General features: G+C 62.0%; 13 protein-coding genes. 6 read left to right on the top strand and 7 right to left on the bottom strand.

The genetic code is table 11. The features are described from left to right. Positions 1-295: 295 nt before the first annotated feature. From JX292_RS02255 to dapE, 3 genes are all read right to left on the bottom strand, one after another. Positions 296-1663, bottom strand: coding sequence for a hypothetical protein (locus JX292_RS02255; protein ID WP_204860883.1), 1368 nt, complete (start codon positions 1661-1663; stop codon positions 296-298). Then, positions 1660-2043, bottom strand: coding sequence for a taurine ABC transporter substrate-binding protein (locus JX292_RS02250; RefSeq protein ID WP_204860880.1), 384 nt, complete (start codon positions 2041-2043; stop codon positions 1660-1662). The genes JX292_RS02255 and JX292_RS02250 overlap by 4 nt, the downstream gene beginning before the upstream one ends. A 122-nt stretch (positions 2044-2165) precedes the next feature. Further along, positions 2166-3326 carry a succinyl-diaminopimelate desuccinylase gene (dapE, locus tag JX292_RS02245; protein WP_204860878.1) on the bottom strand — a complete coding sequence of 387 codons (1161 nt, stop codon included), beginning with the start codon at positions 3324-3326 and terminating at the stop codon, positions 2166-2168. 105 nt (positions 3327-3431) lie between these two features. Between dapE and dapD the strand changes: the two genes are divergently transcribed. From dapD to JX292_RS02215, 6 genes are all read left to right on the top strand, one after another. Continuing rightward, entirely contained in the window at positions 3432-4397 is a 966-nt protein-coding gene (dapD, locus tag JX292_RS02240) for a 2,3,4,5-tetrahydropyridine-2,6-dicarboxylate N-succinyltransferase (RefSeq protein ID WP_204860877.1), read from the top strand. Positions 4398-4670: 273 nt separating this feature from the next. Next, on the top strand, positions 4671-5684 hold the full coding sequence (galE, locus tag JX292_RS02235; RefSeq protein WP_204860876.1) for a UDP-glucose 4-epimerase GalE: 1014 nt from the start codon (positions 4671-4673) through the stop codon (positions 5682-5684). A 374-nt stretch (positions 5685-6058) separates the two neighbouring features. Beyond that, positions 6059-6823 (top strand): amino acid ABC transporter ATP-binding protein, encoded by a 765-nt coding sequence (locus JX292_RS02230; RefSeq protein WP_204860875.1) that lies wholly within the window; start codon positions 6059-6061, stop codon positions 6821-6823. Between the two features lie 13 nt (positions 6824-6836). Then, positions 6837-7667, top strand: a complete 831-nt coding sequence (locus tag JX292_RS02225) for a glutamate ABC transporter substrate-binding protein (protein ID WP_204860874.1) — start codon at positions 6837-6839, stop codon at positions 7665-7667. An 18-nt stretch (positions 7668-7685) separates the two neighbouring features. Beyond that, positions 7686-8369: an amino acid ABC transporter permease gene (locus JX292_RS02220; RefSeq protein ID WP_204860873.1), complete on the top strand. Its 684-nt coding sequence runs from the start codon at positions 7686-7688 to the stop codon at positions 8367-8369. After that, on the top strand, positions 8366-9304 hold the full coding sequence (locus JX292_RS02215; RefSeq protein ID WP_204860872.1) for an amino acid ABC transporter permease: 939 nt from the start codon (positions 8366-8368) through the stop codon (positions 9302-9304). The genes JX292_RS02220 and JX292_RS02215 overlap by 4 nt, the downstream gene beginning before the upstream one ends. A 126-nt stretch (positions 9305-9430) precedes the next feature. Here the strand turns inward: JX292_RS02215 and dapC are convergent, their stop codons facing one another. From dapC to typA, 4 genes are all read right to left on the bottom strand, one after another. After that, positions 9431-10567, bottom strand: a complete 1137-nt coding sequence (gene dapC, locus JX292_RS02210; protein ID WP_204860870.1) for a succinyldiaminopimelate transaminase — start codon at positions 10565-10567, stop codon at positions 9431-9433. 207 nt (positions 10568-10774) lie between these two features. Further along, complete coding sequence (gene fdxA, locus JX292_RS02205; RefSeq protein ID WP_204860862.1) at positions 10775-11095, bottom strand: ferredoxin; 321 nt, start codon at positions 11093-11095, stop codon at positions 10775-10777. 364 nt (positions 11096-11459) lie between these two features. Next, the gene (locus JX292_RS02200) at positions 11460-12824 is read right to left on the bottom strand and encodes a PIG-L family deacetylase (RefSeq protein ID WP_204860860.1); all 1365 of its coding nucleotides are present in this window, start codon (positions 12822-12824) and stop codon (positions 11460-11462) included. A 271-nt stretch (positions 12825-13095) separates the two neighbouring features. Then, complete coding sequence (gene typA / locus JX292_RS02195; RefSeq protein WP_204860850.1) at positions 13096-15006, bottom strand: translational GTPase TypA; 1911 nt, start codon at positions 15004-15006, stop codon at positions 13096-13098. Between the last annotated feature and the right edge of the window lie 86 nt (positions 15007-15092).

Here is a 15092-nt window from a genome sequence, read left to right as displayed (position 1 = left end):
CGCAAAAGACCGCCGGCAGCACCCCGGCGGTCTCACAAAACAGTATTCGGTTTACGGCGGATAATCCCCACCGCCGGGTTAAAACGCTGCGGCTCCTACCGCAGACACGCCCGCCTCCCGAACGCAAAAGACCGCCGGCAGCACCCCGGCGGTCTCACAAAACAGTATTCGGTTTACGGCGGATAATCCCCACCGCCGGGTTAAAACGCTACGGCTCCTACCGCAGACACGCCCGCCTCCCGAACGCAAAAGACCGCCGGCAGCACCCCGGCGGTCTCGCAAAACAGTATTCGGTTTACGGCGGATAGTCTCCACCGCCGGGGAGTTGCTTCCAATGCCACAGCCAGCCAACCCAGCCCCACTGCGCGCACGCACCCGCCACCAGCAACGCCCAGCGATAAGCCCGCGAACGACTCAGCGCCGCAACCACCACAACCAGCGGGAACAGCGGCAACAGCAGACGGAACGTCGACGACTGCGGGTTCAAAAACAGAATCAAGTAGGCAAAGTAGCATGCGCACCACAGATTCAGCGGAGCGGCCAAAACACCCCGAGCCACCGGGCTCAAGCACAGCGCAACAAAGCCCAGAATCAGCAAAACCAGCAGAATCGGGGCCGCGTACCCAAAGTAGATGTACCCCTGCGTCAGCCACGGCTCAATCGGCGCCAGATGCGTGCCTCGCCAAGCCGTCTCGGTGGCCGTGTAAGCATCCACACGGCCGGTAGCCCACCACGCAATCGCGGGCCATACCAGCGCGCACGCACACACCAGCAAGGCGCTCACCAGCTGCCCCGCGTGGCGCACAAAGGCCGTACCGATACCCATAACGCGGCTCGACCGAGCCCAACACGCAAACCACCACAGGCCCGCAACCGCACCCAGCGGAACACCCACCGGGCGGGAAAGACACGCCAGGGCCGCAACCGGCACCAGCCAGCCGTAACGCCCCTTCACAAGGCACAGTAGCGCACCGGCCAGGAACACCAGGTTCAGCGACTCGGCGTAAGGCGCCTGAAGCACGGGAGCCACCGGCAGGAACGACACCAGGGCCACACCCCACAAAGCCAGCGTGGAGGCGAGCTCCGCATCAGCGGAGTCAGACCCGGAACGCGCGAGGCGAACCGCCTTCACCGAAGCATCAAAAAGCAGGTAGATAATCCAGGCTGCCGCAAAACCGGCCAGCAGAGCGACAGCGGCGGCCACCGGGTAGTAGGCGATGCCCGTCAAGCGGCTGATCCCTTGAGAGAGCAGCGGAAAGATGGGATAAAACGCCCACTGATTCTGTTGAACAGCCCCCATCGCGTTGATCGGCAGCTCGCTCGGGTAGCCGTTGAGCGCAATCTGCTCGTACCAGCCGGCATCCCAGGTGCTGATGAAGGAGAGGTAGCTCAGGTGCTCGCCCCAGGGGCCGCGCAGCTGCTGCTGTCCGACCACGGCGAACACTACGTAGCCCCACACACGCGAAATCCCGTAGATGAGCAGCACCGAAAGCCAGGCGGGCAGGGCGCTCAGGCGCTCCCCCGCTCGGCGCAGACGCTCGGCAGAGGAGGTGTACATCCATGTCAGGGCTTCGTCGAAGGATTCGGACCGGTTCTGCTCGGCGCGGGATGCGGTATGCTCCGCCGGCTCGCTCGGCTCAGTGAGCTCGGCGCGTGCGCTCATCGGGCCTCCCCGCTCTGCAACTTCTCGGCGGAGGAGACTACAGAAGCGCCCGTGGGCTTCTCCACGTGGTGTTCCACGAAGTCGTGGGCGCTCAGGGTCCGCTCAACCTTACCGGTGTGCGGCACGGCCAGCGGGAGAGGCTCCGGCTCTTCCTGCACGGGGCGGGGGCCCTCGGCGGGTACGGCCTGCGGCGCGGGGGCCATGAAGGGCTTGGCAATAACACCCAGGTCGTCGACAGTGTCGAAGACTCCCAGGCCGTCACGGCCCACGGCGTTGAAGAACGCGGCGCCTGGTACGGCGCGGTGACCGCCGAGCGCAATTACCGTGAGCGAGGCGATAACCAGCAGAATCAGGGCGAGCAGAATCAGAAGAATATTCAACTCTGTCCTCTCGAATAACGTGTATGGGTACTCTCCATCTTAGAAGAGAGATGCGTCCTCTCCCCTTCTATGACGCAGTGACTATGACGCGCCGGGTTCGGCACGTAGCGGGGATGCGCCGATTAGTCCTCGTCGTCCTGATCGCTCAGTAGCCAGGCACGCAAATCAGCGTGGCAGCGGGTCAGCTGACTAAAGCTCACATGCTCATTATCGGTGTGGGCCAGCAGGGCGTCGCCGGGGCCGAAGTTCACGGCGGGGATTCCGATTTCGCTCAGGCGCGCCACGTCCGTCCATCCGTACTTCGGCTGGGGTTCCTGTCCCACGGCCTCGATTAGGGAGGCGGCCAGCGGAGTGTCCAGGCCGGGGCGGGCCGCCGGGGAGAGATCCACGAAGTCCAGCTCGTACCCGGCGAACACCTCATGCACGTGGGCGACCGCCTCGTCCAGGGTCTTATCGGGGGCGAAGCGGTAGTTCACGTGCATTGCCGCCGCGTCGGGAATCACGTTACCGGCCACGCCACCAGAAATCTGCACAGCGTTCAGACCCTCACGGTAATCCAGGCCCTCCACGGCGATAGTTTTCGGCTCGTAGGAGGCGAGCGCCGCCAGCGCGGGCGCCAGGGCGTGAATCGCGTTCTTGCCGCGCCAGGCCCGGCCCGAGTGGGCAGCCAGGCCGCGGGTGCGCACGAAGAAACGCATGGTGCCGTTGCAGCCGCCCTCAATGGTGCCGTTGGTCGGCTCGAGTAGCACGCCGAAGTCTGCGTCGGTGATGAGCTCGCCATGATTGCGAATCAGGCGTGCCAGCCCGGAAAGTTCACTCGCGACTTCCTCGTGGTCGTAGAAGATGTAGGTCAGGTTGTAGTCGGTGTCCCGCGCGGTCAGCTCGGCGGCCAGCTTCAGCTGGACGGCCACGCCGCCCTTCATGTCGGTCGCGCCGCGGCCGTAGAGCACGTACTCGCCGTCTTCCTCGCGGACGGTGGCCGGCACGGTGCCGAGGGACCCCTCGACGGTGGGCAGGGGCACGGTGTCCAGGTGACCGGCCAGGATAATGCGGGTGCGCTCCCCCTCTTCGCCGGGCAGCGGCGGGAATTCGGTGCGGGCGATGATGGCGTCCCCATCACGGGTCAGGTGCAGATGCGGGTAGGCCTCGAGCGCCGTGTATACGGCGTCGGCCAGGTCCTTCTCGTGATCGGATACCGATTCATAGTCGAGCAGGGTACGGGTCAGCTCGGGCGTGGATACGTTCAGGTCCAGGGGTGCGTGGTGATTCGGGGAAACAGTCATCCTTCCACGATACAGGTTGGGGGCGCCCCGCATCCCCGACGCCGCCCTTCTGTTCGTGAGACGAACGCCTGCGGTTCTGACGCCCGGTGTGCTACGGCCCATATAATGGTGTGCATGTCTGAAAACACTCCCCGTTACGCCTCCGGCGTCGCACTGGTTAATGTTGTTGTCTCTGGCGAGCACGCCGGCACCGTCCTGGATGCCTGGTTCCCCGCCCCTTCCCTCACCCAGACCCCCGACCTGTCCATCGCGGACGAGCTGGAGGAGCTGGCCGCCGAGCATCCGGCGCGTAATGCCCGCACTGAGGTGCGCACCGCATCCATCAACCTGGATGAGGCTCCCGAGGATGCCGTGGACGCCTACCTGCGTCTGCATCTGCTCTCCCACACTCTGGTCCGCCCGAACGAGCTGAACCTGGACGGTCTGTTCGGTGCCCTCGCAAACGTGGCGTGGACTAATCACGGCCCGGTGCTGGCTGCCGAGTTCCAGAAACTCGCGATTGGCCTGCGCAAGCTGGGCCACCTGAGCGTGAGCCACATTGATAAGTTCCCGCGCATGGTGGACTATGTTGTTCCTGCTGGTGTGCGTATTGGTGACGGCGACCGTCTGCGTCTGGGCGCGCACCTGGCGTCCGGCACGACCGTGATGCACGAGGGCTTCGTGAACTTCAACGCCGGCACCCTGGGCACCTCCATGGTTGAGGGCCGTATCTCGCAGGGCGTTGTGGTGGGCGACGGCTCGGATGTGGGCGGCGGCGCCTCCACGATGGGCACCCTCTCGGGCGGTGGCAAGAAGCGCGTGTCCATTGGTGAGCGTTCCCTGCTGGGTGCGGAGTCCGGCATCGGTATTGCTCTGGGCGATGACTGCGTGGTTGAGGCGGGCCTGTATGTGACGGCCGGTTCGCGTGTGAGCGTTCTGCTACCCGGTCAGGAGCCTCATGTGGTGAAGGCTGCGGAGCTGTCCGGTGTGTCGAACTTGCTGTTCCGCCGTAATTCGCTGAGCGGCGCGATTGAGGTTTTGCCGCGTGCCACGAATAGTGTGGAGCTGAACGAGGCGCTACACCTGAACTAGCCTGTACCTGGACTAGTACTGGTTGCCCTAGCGAACTTTTAGGGGCCGGGATGTGTGAAGCATCCCGGCCCCTTTTCCGTCAGGGCTTACGCTCTGCCTCTGGGGGGGGGCACGGCCTGAAACCCTTGATATGCCGTCACGTGGGAACATCGGAGTGCACAAACGCACAGCGCGTAAGGCCCCTCTGTTGCTTCGGCCCCTGTACCATTAGATACAGCTCAACAGCACTAGCCCTGTCCGGAGTCCTCCGGAACTTTTGCTCGAAAGGACATCATGAAGGTACTCGTTACCGGCGGTGCCGGTTACATCGGCTCGCACACCGTACTTGAACTGCTCAAGGCAGGCCACGACGTTGTCGTCATGGATAACCTCGCAAACTCTTCCGAGGAGTCCCTCAAGCGCGTCGCTGAACTCGCTGGTCGTGCCCCCGAGTTCCACAAGGTTGACCTGCTCGACCTTGAGGGCATGAAGGCTCTCTTCAAGCAGGTTCGCCCCGACGCTGTGATTCACTTTGCGGGCCTGAAGGCTGTGGGCGAGTCCGCTGAGAAGCCGCTGTGGTACTACCAGACCAACGTGGCTGGCACCCTGAACCTGCTGTACGCCATGGATGAGACTGACTGCCACTCCATCGTGTTCTCTTCCTCCGCTACCGTCTACGGCGAGCCCGAGTCCATGCCGCTCATCGAAAAGATGAACATGGATGCGCAGTCCTGCTATGGCCGCACCAAGGAACACATCGAGGATATGCTGGTTGACCTGGCTGCTTCCGATTCCAAGTGGAACATTGCTCTGCTGCGCTACTTCAACCCGGTGGGTGCGCACGAGTCCGGCCGTATCGGTGAGGACCCGGCGGGCATCCCGAACAACCTGGTGCCCTTCATCGCACAGGTTGCTGTGGGTCGCCGCGACCACCTGAACGTGTTCGGCAACGACTACCCGACCGTTGACGGTACCGGCGTGCGCGACTACATCCACGTGGTTGACCTGGCTGACGGTCACCTGAAGGCACTGAACTACATTGTCGAACACGGCGGCCTGCACACCTGGAACCTGGGTACCGGTAACGGCTACTCGGTTCTGCAGGTTCTGCACGCGTTCGAGGAAGCATGTGGCAAGGAGCTGCCGTACAAGATTGTGGATCGCCGCCCCGGTGACGTTGCGGTCTCTTACGCTGATCCTTCCTCCGCCTTGGCTGACCTGGGTTGGAGCGCTACCCGCGACATTAAGACCATGGTTCGCGACCACTGGAACTGGCAGAAGAATAACCCCAACGGTTACGAAGCTTAATCTGTTGTAGCCCCGCCCAGCGGGGTGTTGATGAGTGCCCGATAGGTGTCGTCTCACCTATCGGGCATTTTTATGTGCTTTTTCAAATTTTTTAGTGGCCTACGTTTGGCCGCCCGAAGAAGGGTGATGCCTCGTGGATGTGTACGATACGCTCAGAACGTTTCCCCTAGTCAGAACGTTCTGAGGGAATAAAGTGTGCCCCAACCGTATTTTTACGTCAAAAATACTATAACTATGCATTAAAGCTCAAAAATTCACAGTGTTTCACGAGGGAAACGAATAATTTACACGGGTGTTACATGGAGCACGTAAGCTGAAAACTCACCATTTTTGCAACCCGCATCATAGATACATCTCACATGAAAGGGTTAGTGATGTCCGCACAGGCAACCCCCGCATCGCCGAAAAACCTCGTTGAAATTCATGATGTCAACAAGTACTACGGCACGAACCACGTTCTGAAGAACATTAACCTTTCCGTGGGTAAGGGCGAGGTCATCATCCTCCTCGGCCCGTCGGGTTCCGGCAAGTCAACCCTCTGCCGAACCATCAACCGCCTCGAAACCACCTCCAGCGGTTCTATCAAGATTGACGGGCAAGAACTGCCCAAGGAGGGTCGCGCCCTCGCCAAGCTCCGTGCCGAGGTCGGCATGGTATTCCAGTCGTACAACCTCTTCGCCCACAAGACCATCCTGGACAATGTGACCCTCGGCCCCCGCCGAATCCGCAAAATCTCCAAGTCAGAGGCAGAAGCAGAGGCCATGAAGCTACTCGCAAAGGTGGGCGTTGACTCGCAGGCCCACAAGATGCCGGCTCAGCTTTCGGGCGGCCAGCAGCAGCGTGTCGCCATCGCCCGCGCCCTCGCCATGAAGCCCAAGGTCATGCTCTTCGACGAGCCCACCAGCGCCCTCGACCCCGAAATGGTCAACGAGGTGCTCGACACCATGGTCTCCCTCGCAAAGGAAGGCATGACCATGATCGTGGTGACCCACGAGATGGGCTTCGCCCGCAAGGCCGCCGACCGCATCGTATTCCTGGCCGACGGCGAAATCGTCGAAGAAGCCCACCCGGACGAGTTCTTCACCAACCCGAAGAGCGAGCGCGCCAAGGACTTCCTGTCCAAGATCATCGACCACTAGTCCGGAGGCTGACATGAAAAAATATTCACGCAAGCTCGCCGCATTGGCGGCAGCCGCCTCCCTCGCGCTGACCGGCACACTCGCCGGCTGCTCCAGCAGCGGTAGCGACCACAAGATTCGCATCGGCATCAAGTTCGACCAGCCCGGCCTCGGTTACCAGGACGGTAGCCAGTACACCGGCTTCGACGTGGAGGTAGCCCGCTACGTCGCCGGCAAGCTCGGCTATTCCGAGAACCAGATTGAGTTCGTCGAATCCCCCAGTGCCAACCGTGAGAACATGCTCAATAACGGCCAGGTCGACATGATTTTTGCGACCTACTCCATCACCGACAGCCGCAAGAAGAGCGTGGACTTCGCTGGCCCCTACTACACCGCCGGGCAGGATTTGCTCGTGCGCGCCGATAACACCGACATCAAGGGCCCGGACGACCTCAACGGCAAAAACCTCTGCTCCGTAACCGGCTCCACCAGCGCCAAGAAGGTTCAGGACAAGTTCGCTAAAAACGTGAACCTCGTCAAGCAGAACAGCTACTCCGACTGCGTGGTCGCCCTCAACGGCGGCGTGGTGGATGCCGTCACGACCGACGACATTATCCTCGCCGGCCTGGCGGCCACCAAGGCCAACAAGGGCAAGCTGAAGGTGGTCGGTGCCCCCTTCACCACCGAACGCTACGGTGTGGGCCTGCCCAAGGGCACTGACAAGTGCGAAGCCGTGAACAAGGCCATCAACGAGATGGTCGCCGATGGCACCTGGGAGAAGCTCGTCACCAAGTACACCGAGGGTACGGGCTACCACTACAACACTAAGACCAACCCGCCGTCCCCAAGCGCCTCCTGCGCCTAGGTTGAGAGAGGTATACGAATGTCATTCTTTGACCAACTCGGCGCCCTCCTGGCCAAGTACGATGTGCTCGGCGCCTTCATGACCAATATTGAGCTGACCTTCTGGGCGGCTATCGGTTCCTTCGTCATCGGTAGCGTGCTGGCGCTCATGCGTATCAGCCCCGTCCCGTCCCTACGGTGGGTAGGTACCGCCTACGTGCACCTGGTGCGTAACACTCCGCTGACCATTCTGATGACCCTGGCAATTCTGGGCGTGTGGACGCAGTTCCAGCTGTCCTTCTCGCACGATTTCGACACGAACTTCTTCGTGTACGCGGTGATTGTGCTGTCGATTTACCACGCAGCATTCGTCTGTGAGGCAATCCGTTCGGGTGTGAACACCGTGCCGAAGGGCCAGGCAGAAGCAGCCCGCGCTATCGGCCTGGGATTCTTCGACACCGCCCGCTTGGTGATTTTCCCGCAGGCTCTGCGCGGTTCCATCACCCCGCTCGGTAACACTCTGATTGCTCTGGCGAAGAACACGACCGTGGCTTCTGTGGCGTCGGTGGCTGAAGCCTCCGGTTTGATGAAATCCATGATTGAATTCGACGCAAATATGGTGCTTGCTATCTTCATCATGTTTGCTCTCGGCTTCGTCATTATTGTTGTCCCCATTGGTCTGCTGACCACTTGGTCATCCCGAAAGCTGGCGGTGAAGCGATGAAAAACCCTTTTATCAGTAATGAAACCCGTGCCGCTTCTTCGGTGCTTTTCGATGAGCCGGGCCCCATTGCTCAGCGTCGCACCCGCATCTTCAATATTGCGGCTCTGGTCGTCTTCGCTATTTTTGCGGTGTATGTGCTGATCGTGATGGGTGAGAAGGGCCAGCTGGAGGCAGAGAAGTGGACCGATTTGTTCACCGCTCGCGCCTGGACCTCCTACTACCTACCGGGCCTGGTTTCGACCCTGTCGGCGGCAGCGATTTCGGTGGTCACCTCCATCGCATTCGGCCTGGTCTTCGGCGTCGCACGTCTGTCGCAGTACCGCGTGTTCCGCTGGATTGGCACAGTAGTCGTGGAGTTCTTCCGTGCCGTGCCCGTGCTGATTATGATGATTTTCTTCTGGCTGTTTTTGGGAAAGTACAGCGGCCTTCCGCCGGCTCAGTTGCCCTTTATCGCTGTGGTGGTGGGTCTGACTCTGTACAACGGTTCGGTGATTGCCGAGCTGCTGCGTTCGGGTGTGAAGCAGCTTCCCCGTGGCCAGGGTGAGGCGGGTCTGGCAATTGGTCTGACCCCCAGCCAGACGCTGATTCAGATTCTGATTCCGCAGGCATTCACCGCGATGATGCCCTCCATGCTGAGCCAGTTCGTGGTGATTCTGAAGGACACCGCACTCGGTTACATCATCTCCTACCCGGAGCTGCTCGCTTCAGCACGCCGTATCGGTTCCGGTGATGGCAACGTGCTGCAGACCCTGCTTCTGGCGGCTGCACTGTTCGTGATTGTGAACTTCATCCTGACGGCTGTGGCAACCGGCATCACTGACCGCCTGGCATCGCGCACCTCTGCGAAGGTGACCCGCGAGCTGATCCCCGGCGAGTTGGACAATCCGAACCCGCCGACCGTTCAGATGTTCGTTCTGCCCGGCGGCCGCAAGTAGCCACTCCCCTTTGTCGTTCAGGCACTCCTGCCATTGCGACAAGCAGATACAGCAAGGCCCCCGCGTTTCCTCCCTAGTGGGAGGGCGCGGGGGCTTTTGCTACCCGGATTGAGTTGTTTACCGGGCTTACTTAGCGGCGGCCTTGAGGCGCTCGGCGGCCTTCGCCACGGCCTCGTCAGAGGCGGTCAGGGCGATGCGCACGTAGCCCTCACCGTCCTCGCCGTAGAATACACCGGGGCCCGCAATGATGCCCAGCTCGGCCAGGCGGCCGATGGAGTCCCAGGTGGACTCGCCGAAGGTGGTCCACAGGTACAGGCCAGCCTCGGAACCCTCGATGCGTCCGCCGGCGGCAATAATCGCCTCTTCAAGTACCTCGCGGCGGGCACGGTACAGGTCCTTCTGCGCCGCAACGTGCCCCTCATCACCCAGAGCGGCAATCATAGCGGCCTGCACGGGTGCGGGAACGATCATGCCGGCATGCTTGCGGCTATTAATCAGGTTCGGCATCAGTTCGGGGGCACCAGCAATGAACGCGGCGCGATAACCGGCCAGGTTCGACTGCTTGGACAGCGAGTACACGGCAAACAGGCCGGTGAAGTCGCCGTCGCATACGCGCGGATCCAGGATGGAAGGCACGGACGCACCGCCGCGGGCCTCATCCCAGGCACCCCAGCCAAGCTCTGCGTAGCATTCGTCAGAGGCCACCACGGCGCCGATTTCGCGGGCCTGCGCCACGATGTCACGTAGCTGCTCCACGGTGCGGACCGTGCCGTTCGGGTTGGCCGGAGAATTCACCCAAATCAGCTTCACGCGGCTACGGGTGTCTGCATCCAGCTCATCCAGGCTGTCGGCGGGCACGGACTCGGCGCGGGCGAAGCGGGCACCCATATCGTAGGTGGGGTAAGCGATGCGCGGGTACACGACCACGTCGCCGGGCCCCAGACCCAGCAGGAAGGGCAGCCAGGCCACGAGTTCCTTCGAACCAATGGTGGGCATGATGGCCTGCGGGTCCAGGCCCTTCACGCCGCGACGGCGCTCAAACCATTCGGCAATGGCCTCGCGCAGGGCGGGGGTGCCGTGGGTGGCCGGGTAGCCGTGGGCGTCAGAGGCCTCGGCGAGCGCGTTACGGATAAGCTCGGGGGTGGGGTCCACAGGGGTGCCGATGGACAGGTCCACCGGGCCGTCGGGGTGGGCCGCGGCGGTAGCGCGGTAGGGGGCGAGCGCCTCCCAGGGGTATTCGGGCAGGTTCAGGCCGTAAGTCATTGTGTCACCTGGTTATTTGGGGATTTTTTCGTCATTTCAGTCTATCGCCCGGGGCTTCGGGCTGACTAGAGGAAGAGCCCCCATCCCAGCGCCTAGACAGTTCGTCCAGGGGCTCACCGTGTACGGTGGGCGTTGGCTGGGTGGGGGCTCGCGCATCCGGTGACGCCCGGTTACGATGCGGACGGCGGATACTTCAAGTGTGGGGGTTTAGTTGCCCTGCGGGGGCAGTGCCGCGATGAAGGGCACGTCCTTGCCGGTGGGGCCGAGCTTTGCGGCACCGCCGGGGGAACCCAGGTCGTCGAAGAAGTCGGCGTTGGCGCTCACGTATTCGCTCCACTCTTCGGGAACGTCGTCTTCGTAGTAGATGGCCTCAACGGGGCAGACGGGCTCGCAGGCACCGCAGTCCACGCACTCGTCGGGGTGGATGTAAAGGGTACGGTCACCTTCGTAGATGCAGTCCACGGGGCATTCTTCAACGCAGGCGCGGTCTTTGACGTCCACGCAGGGAAGCGCGATAACGTAGGTCATGGGTCGGTGCCTTTCTCGATGCTGTGCGCCCTGTGCCCGCCGGTCTGCGGGTCGCCTTCTCCAGGGCAGGGTCTGCAGAGTAAACCGCCGAGCGTGTGGTACCCGGCGGGGAAGTCTTTGTATAGTCTATCGCGCGCTCGGTGTTTTATCGTATTTTCGTGGCGCATTAGACAGTGAATGACGGCAGGCAGGAGCCTATTTTTTAGGCAAGCCTGGCCTGCCGCCATTCATTATTTCCCCTAGTCAGCAAGATATAAAAATACCCAACTCATAAAAATGAAATCTTCGTCACATTAATATACGGGTGGGTACATCCCTTTTTCCACCTGAGGAGAAACACGCAATAACGCATACTTTTTCTTCGCTATTTATCCCGGCTCTCAGCCTTAGCACGCGCACGCTGATGCGCCGAACGGGCCGAGAAGTAGCGCGCATCCTTCACCCGGTTACGCGTGTACGCAAACATGCCCAGCATCGCCGCAACCGGCGCACCAAACCACCACAGCGCACCATACAGGCCGATGGCCGAGTGCCCCGGATTCACGAGCACGAAGGGCGAATCCGGGCGGCCGTAGGCCAGCCAGTACACGGTCACGAAGGCCACGGAACCCACGATAGCCGCCGTCATACCGCGGCGCAGTGCAAGCGCACTCCACAGAGATGCAAAGAAAATCGTCAGGTACGCGATGAACAAACCCACAGGCAGGGCAACATCACCCGCGTACACGACCCATGCGTGGTAAATAGAACCGGCCACAGCCGCCACGGCACCCAGAATTACGCCGGTCAGCACCGTGGAGACAAGCCCCGCCTCCTGCGGCTTCGGGTTGACGGTGCGGGTGGGGTCGCCGTCGAGCACGCGGTAGGTCTCGACGGCAGAAATCTTCTGCGGCACTTTATTCGAATACTCGAAGGTCTTATCATCCAGCACCGTAATCTGAGTGCGGTGCGCCTCCATGGCCTTTCGTTTGGCGGTGCCGTCGCCGAAGATGGCGGCCTGCACACGGGTATCCTTGGGGTCATACTCACCCTCGATGCCCCAGGTGAGCAACGGCCGGTCCTCGTCATCACCCAGAATCTCCAGAGCGCGCTTCACGATCTCGTACACGCGCACGTGATCGGGGTGGCCGTAGCCGCCATCGGCGTCGTAGGTGACCAGCGCATCCGGCTGAATCTCGTGAATCGCGGCAACCAGGGCCCGAGCCTGCGGCTCGAGAGGCTGCGCAGTCAGCGAAGAATCGCTCGAAACAGGGTTAGCGATGGGTTTGCCGTTCGGTCCCCAGGCCATGCCGGAGTCGCGGTAGAGGGCCGGCACACCCTCAGCGGTGGCCGGTTCCTGACCGAGGAAGAGGTGATGGTGCACGCCCAGGGCCTCAAGGGCGCCGTTCAACTCGCCCACGCGGTACTCCCCCAGTGCCTCGCCGTTGTCGGTGCATCCGGGTTTGCCAACCTCCAGGTGCTGCAGCTGCGGCGGGATAACCTCGCCCAGCTCACCGCGGGTCGCGGTGATGAGGTACACCTCAGCGCCCTTCTGGGCGTAGTGGGCCATCGTCGCGCCGGTTGAGGAGGTTTCGTCGTCGGGGTGCGCGTGCACAAAGAGGATGCGCGCCTGCTCCGGGGCATAGTTCTTGGGCAGTAGGTCGCGCTTGGCGCCGGATGCGATGCGCTCACCCTGCGTGGGGTAGCTGGGGGTCGCGGCTTCCTGCGGGCTGTTGTCGGATGCGGACACGGGAATTCCCTCTCATAACGCACGGACTGGGATGTGTCTAGGATTCACGCCTCACCCCGCGCGAAGGGCGCCTACTGGGGTGTGCGCTGTCTCAGCACACGGTTTTATCTTACATGGCGGTGGGGGTTGAGGAAGGCTTGCTTCAGCCTTGAACGGTCTCTTCTTCGCACTCCGACCTGCCCGAATACGCCAAGCCGCCGCCCTCTTCCTTCCAGAAGGTGGCGGCGGCTCTCCGAAACGCTACAGCCCGTAGGCTGTATCGTCAGCGCAATTAGTTGGCGCGGGCGCGGCGGCGGAACTCGCGCACACGCTCGTTGGAGTCAAGGATGACCTTACGGATGCGGATGGCCTCAGGGGTCACCTCAACGCACTCGTCTTCACGAGCGAACTCGAGTGACTCTTCCAGGGTCAGCTTCTTCGGCGGGGTCAGGTTTTCGAAGTTGTCTGCGGTCGAAGAACGCATGTTGGTCAGCTTCTTTTCCTTGGTGATATTCACTTCCATGTCGTCGGCACGGGAGTTCATACCAACGATCATGCCCTCGTACACCTCGGAGGTGGGCTCCACGAAGAAGGTGCCGCGCTCCTGCAGGTTGATCATTGCGTAGGGGGTGACAACGCCGGCGCGGTCCGCAATCAGCGAGCCGTTGGTGCGGTACTCGATGTCGCCAGCCCAGGGCTCGGGATCAATCGAGTAGGAGGAAGAAATGCCGGCACCGCGGGTCTCAGTCAGGAACTGAGTGCGGAAACCAATCAGACCACGGGCGGGAACGGCGAACTCCATGCGGACCCAACCGGTACCGTGGTTTGCCATGTTCTCCATGCGGCCCTTACGGGAGGCCATCAGCTGGGTGACGGCACCCAGGTACTCCTCGGGCACGTCAATAATCATGTGCTCCATGGGCTCGTAAACCTTGCCGTTGATGGTCTTGGTGACCACCTGGGGCTTACCCACGGTCAGTTCGAAGCCTTCGCGGCGCATCTGCTCCACGAGGATGGCCAGGGCGAGCTCGCCACGGCCCTGAACTTCCCAGGCGTCCGGACGCTGGGTGGGCAGAACCTTGATGGACACGTTACCGATGAGCTCGCGGTCCAGGCGGTCCTTCACCTGACGTGCGGTGACCTTTGCGCCCTTGACGCGGCCAGCCAGCGGGGAGGTGTTAATACCGATGGTCATGGAGATTGCGGGATCGTCCACCTTGATCAGCGGCAGGGGCTTGGGGTTCTCGGCGTCGGTCAGGGTCTCACCGATGGTGATGTCCTCGATACCGGCCACCGCCACAATTTCACCGGGGCCGGCAGACTCTGCGGGCACGCGGTCCAGTGCCTTGGTGGCCAGTAGCTCAGAGATGCGAACGTTCTTAATCTCGCCGTCGTGACGTGCCCAGGCGACGGTCTGGCCCTTCTTCAGGGTGCCGTTGAAGATACGGACCAGTGCCAGACGGCCCAGGAACGGGGAGGAGTCCAGGTTGGTCACGTGCGCCTGCAGGACCTCGTTGGGGTCGTAGGTGGGGGCGGGCACGTGCTCGATGATGGTCTTGAACAGCGGCTCGAGGTCGTCGTTGTCGGGCAGCTGGCCGTCTACGGGCTGGTTCAGGGAGGCGGCGCCGGCCTTACCGGATGCGTACACCACCGGAACGTCCAACACGGCGTCGAGGTCCAGGTCGGGGACCTCCTCGGCCAGGTCGGAGGCCAGGCCGAGCAGCAGATCCATGGACTCGCTGACAACCTCGTCGATGCGGGAGTCGGGGCGGTCAACCTTGTTGACCACGAGGATCACGGGAAGCTTAGCGGCCAGTGCCTTACGCAGCACGAAGCGGGTCTGGGGCAGCGGGCCTTCGGATGCGTCCACGAGCAGCACAACACCGTCAACCATGGACAGGCCGCGCTCCACCTCGCCACCGAAGTCGGCGTGGCCGGGGGTGTCGACCACGTTGATGGTGATGGTGTGACCGTTCGCGGAGGGGCCGTTGTAGAACACGGTGGTGTTCTTCGCCAGAATGGTGATGCCCTTTTCCTTTTCGAGGTCGCCGGAGTCCATGACTCGGTCTTCAACATCTGCGTGGTCAGAGAAGGCGTGGGTCTGCTGCAGCATCGCGTCGACGATGGTGGTCTTACCGTGGTCAACGTGTGCCACGATAGCCACATTGCGGAGGTCGGGGCGCGAAGCGGTGTTTTCAGACATGCGTAAAGTTTCTCGCTTAAATCTAGGGGATAGTCCTGCCAACGGCTGATGCGCTCGGAGCGCGAGGGTGCTTGGGACAATCTTCA

The sequence above is a fragment of the Rothia mucilaginosa genome (assembly GCF_901875305.1).
Taxonomy (GTDB): Bacteria; Actinomycetota; Actinomycetes; order Actinomycetales; family Micrococcaceae; genus Rothia.
The sequence above is the reverse complement of the archived record's forward strand: the minus strand, read 5'-3'. Positions and strand labels throughout refer to the sequence as shown.

What these genes read in the sequence shown, in the direction of transcription:
- JX292_RS02255 (WP_204860883.1), bottom strand. Translation starts at nt 1,663, where the DNA reads ATGAGCGCACGCGCCGAGCTCACTGAGCCGAGCGAGCCGGCGGAGCAT.
- dapE (WP_204860878.1), bottom strand. Translation starts at nt 3,326, where the DNA reads ATGACTGTTTCCCCGAATCACCACGCACCCCTGGACCTGAACGTATCC.
- dapD (WP_204860877.1), top strand. Translation starts at nt 3,432, where the DNA reads ATGGTGTGCATGTCTGAAAACACTCCCCGTTACGCCTCCGGCGTCGCA.
- galE (WP_204860876.1), top strand. Translation starts at nt 4,671, where the DNA reads ATGAAGGTACTCGTTACCGGCGGTGCCGGTTACATCGGCTCGCACACC.
- JX292_RS02230 (WP_204860875.1), top strand. Translation starts at nt 6,059, where the DNA reads ATGTCCGCACAGGCAACCCCCGCATCGCCGAAAAACCTCGTTGAAATT.
- JX292_RS02225 (WP_204860874.1), top strand. Translation starts at nt 6,837, where the DNA reads ATGAAAAAATATTCACGCAAGCTCGCCGCATTGGCGGCAGCCGCCTCC.
- JX292_RS02220 (WP_204860873.1), top strand. Translation starts at nt 7,686, where the DNA reads ATGTCATTCTTTGACCAACTCGGCGCCCTCCTGGCCAAGTACGATGTG.
- JX292_RS02215 (WP_204860872.1), top strand. Translation starts at nt 8,366, where the DNA reads ATGAAAAACCCTTTTATCAGTAATGAAACCCGTGCCGCTTCTTCGGTG.
- dapC (WP_204860870.1), bottom strand. Translation starts at nt 10,567, where the DNA reads ATGACTTACGGCCTGAACCTGCCCGAATACCCCTGGGAGGCGCTCGCC.
- fdxA (WP_204860862.1), bottom strand. Translation starts at nt 11,095, where the DNA reads ATGACCTACGTTATCGCGCTTCCCTGCGTGGACGTCAAAGACCGCGCC.
- typA (WP_204860850.1), bottom strand. Translation starts at nt 15,006, where the DNA reads ATGTCTGAAAACACCGCTTCGCGCCCCGACCTCCGCAATGTGGCTATC.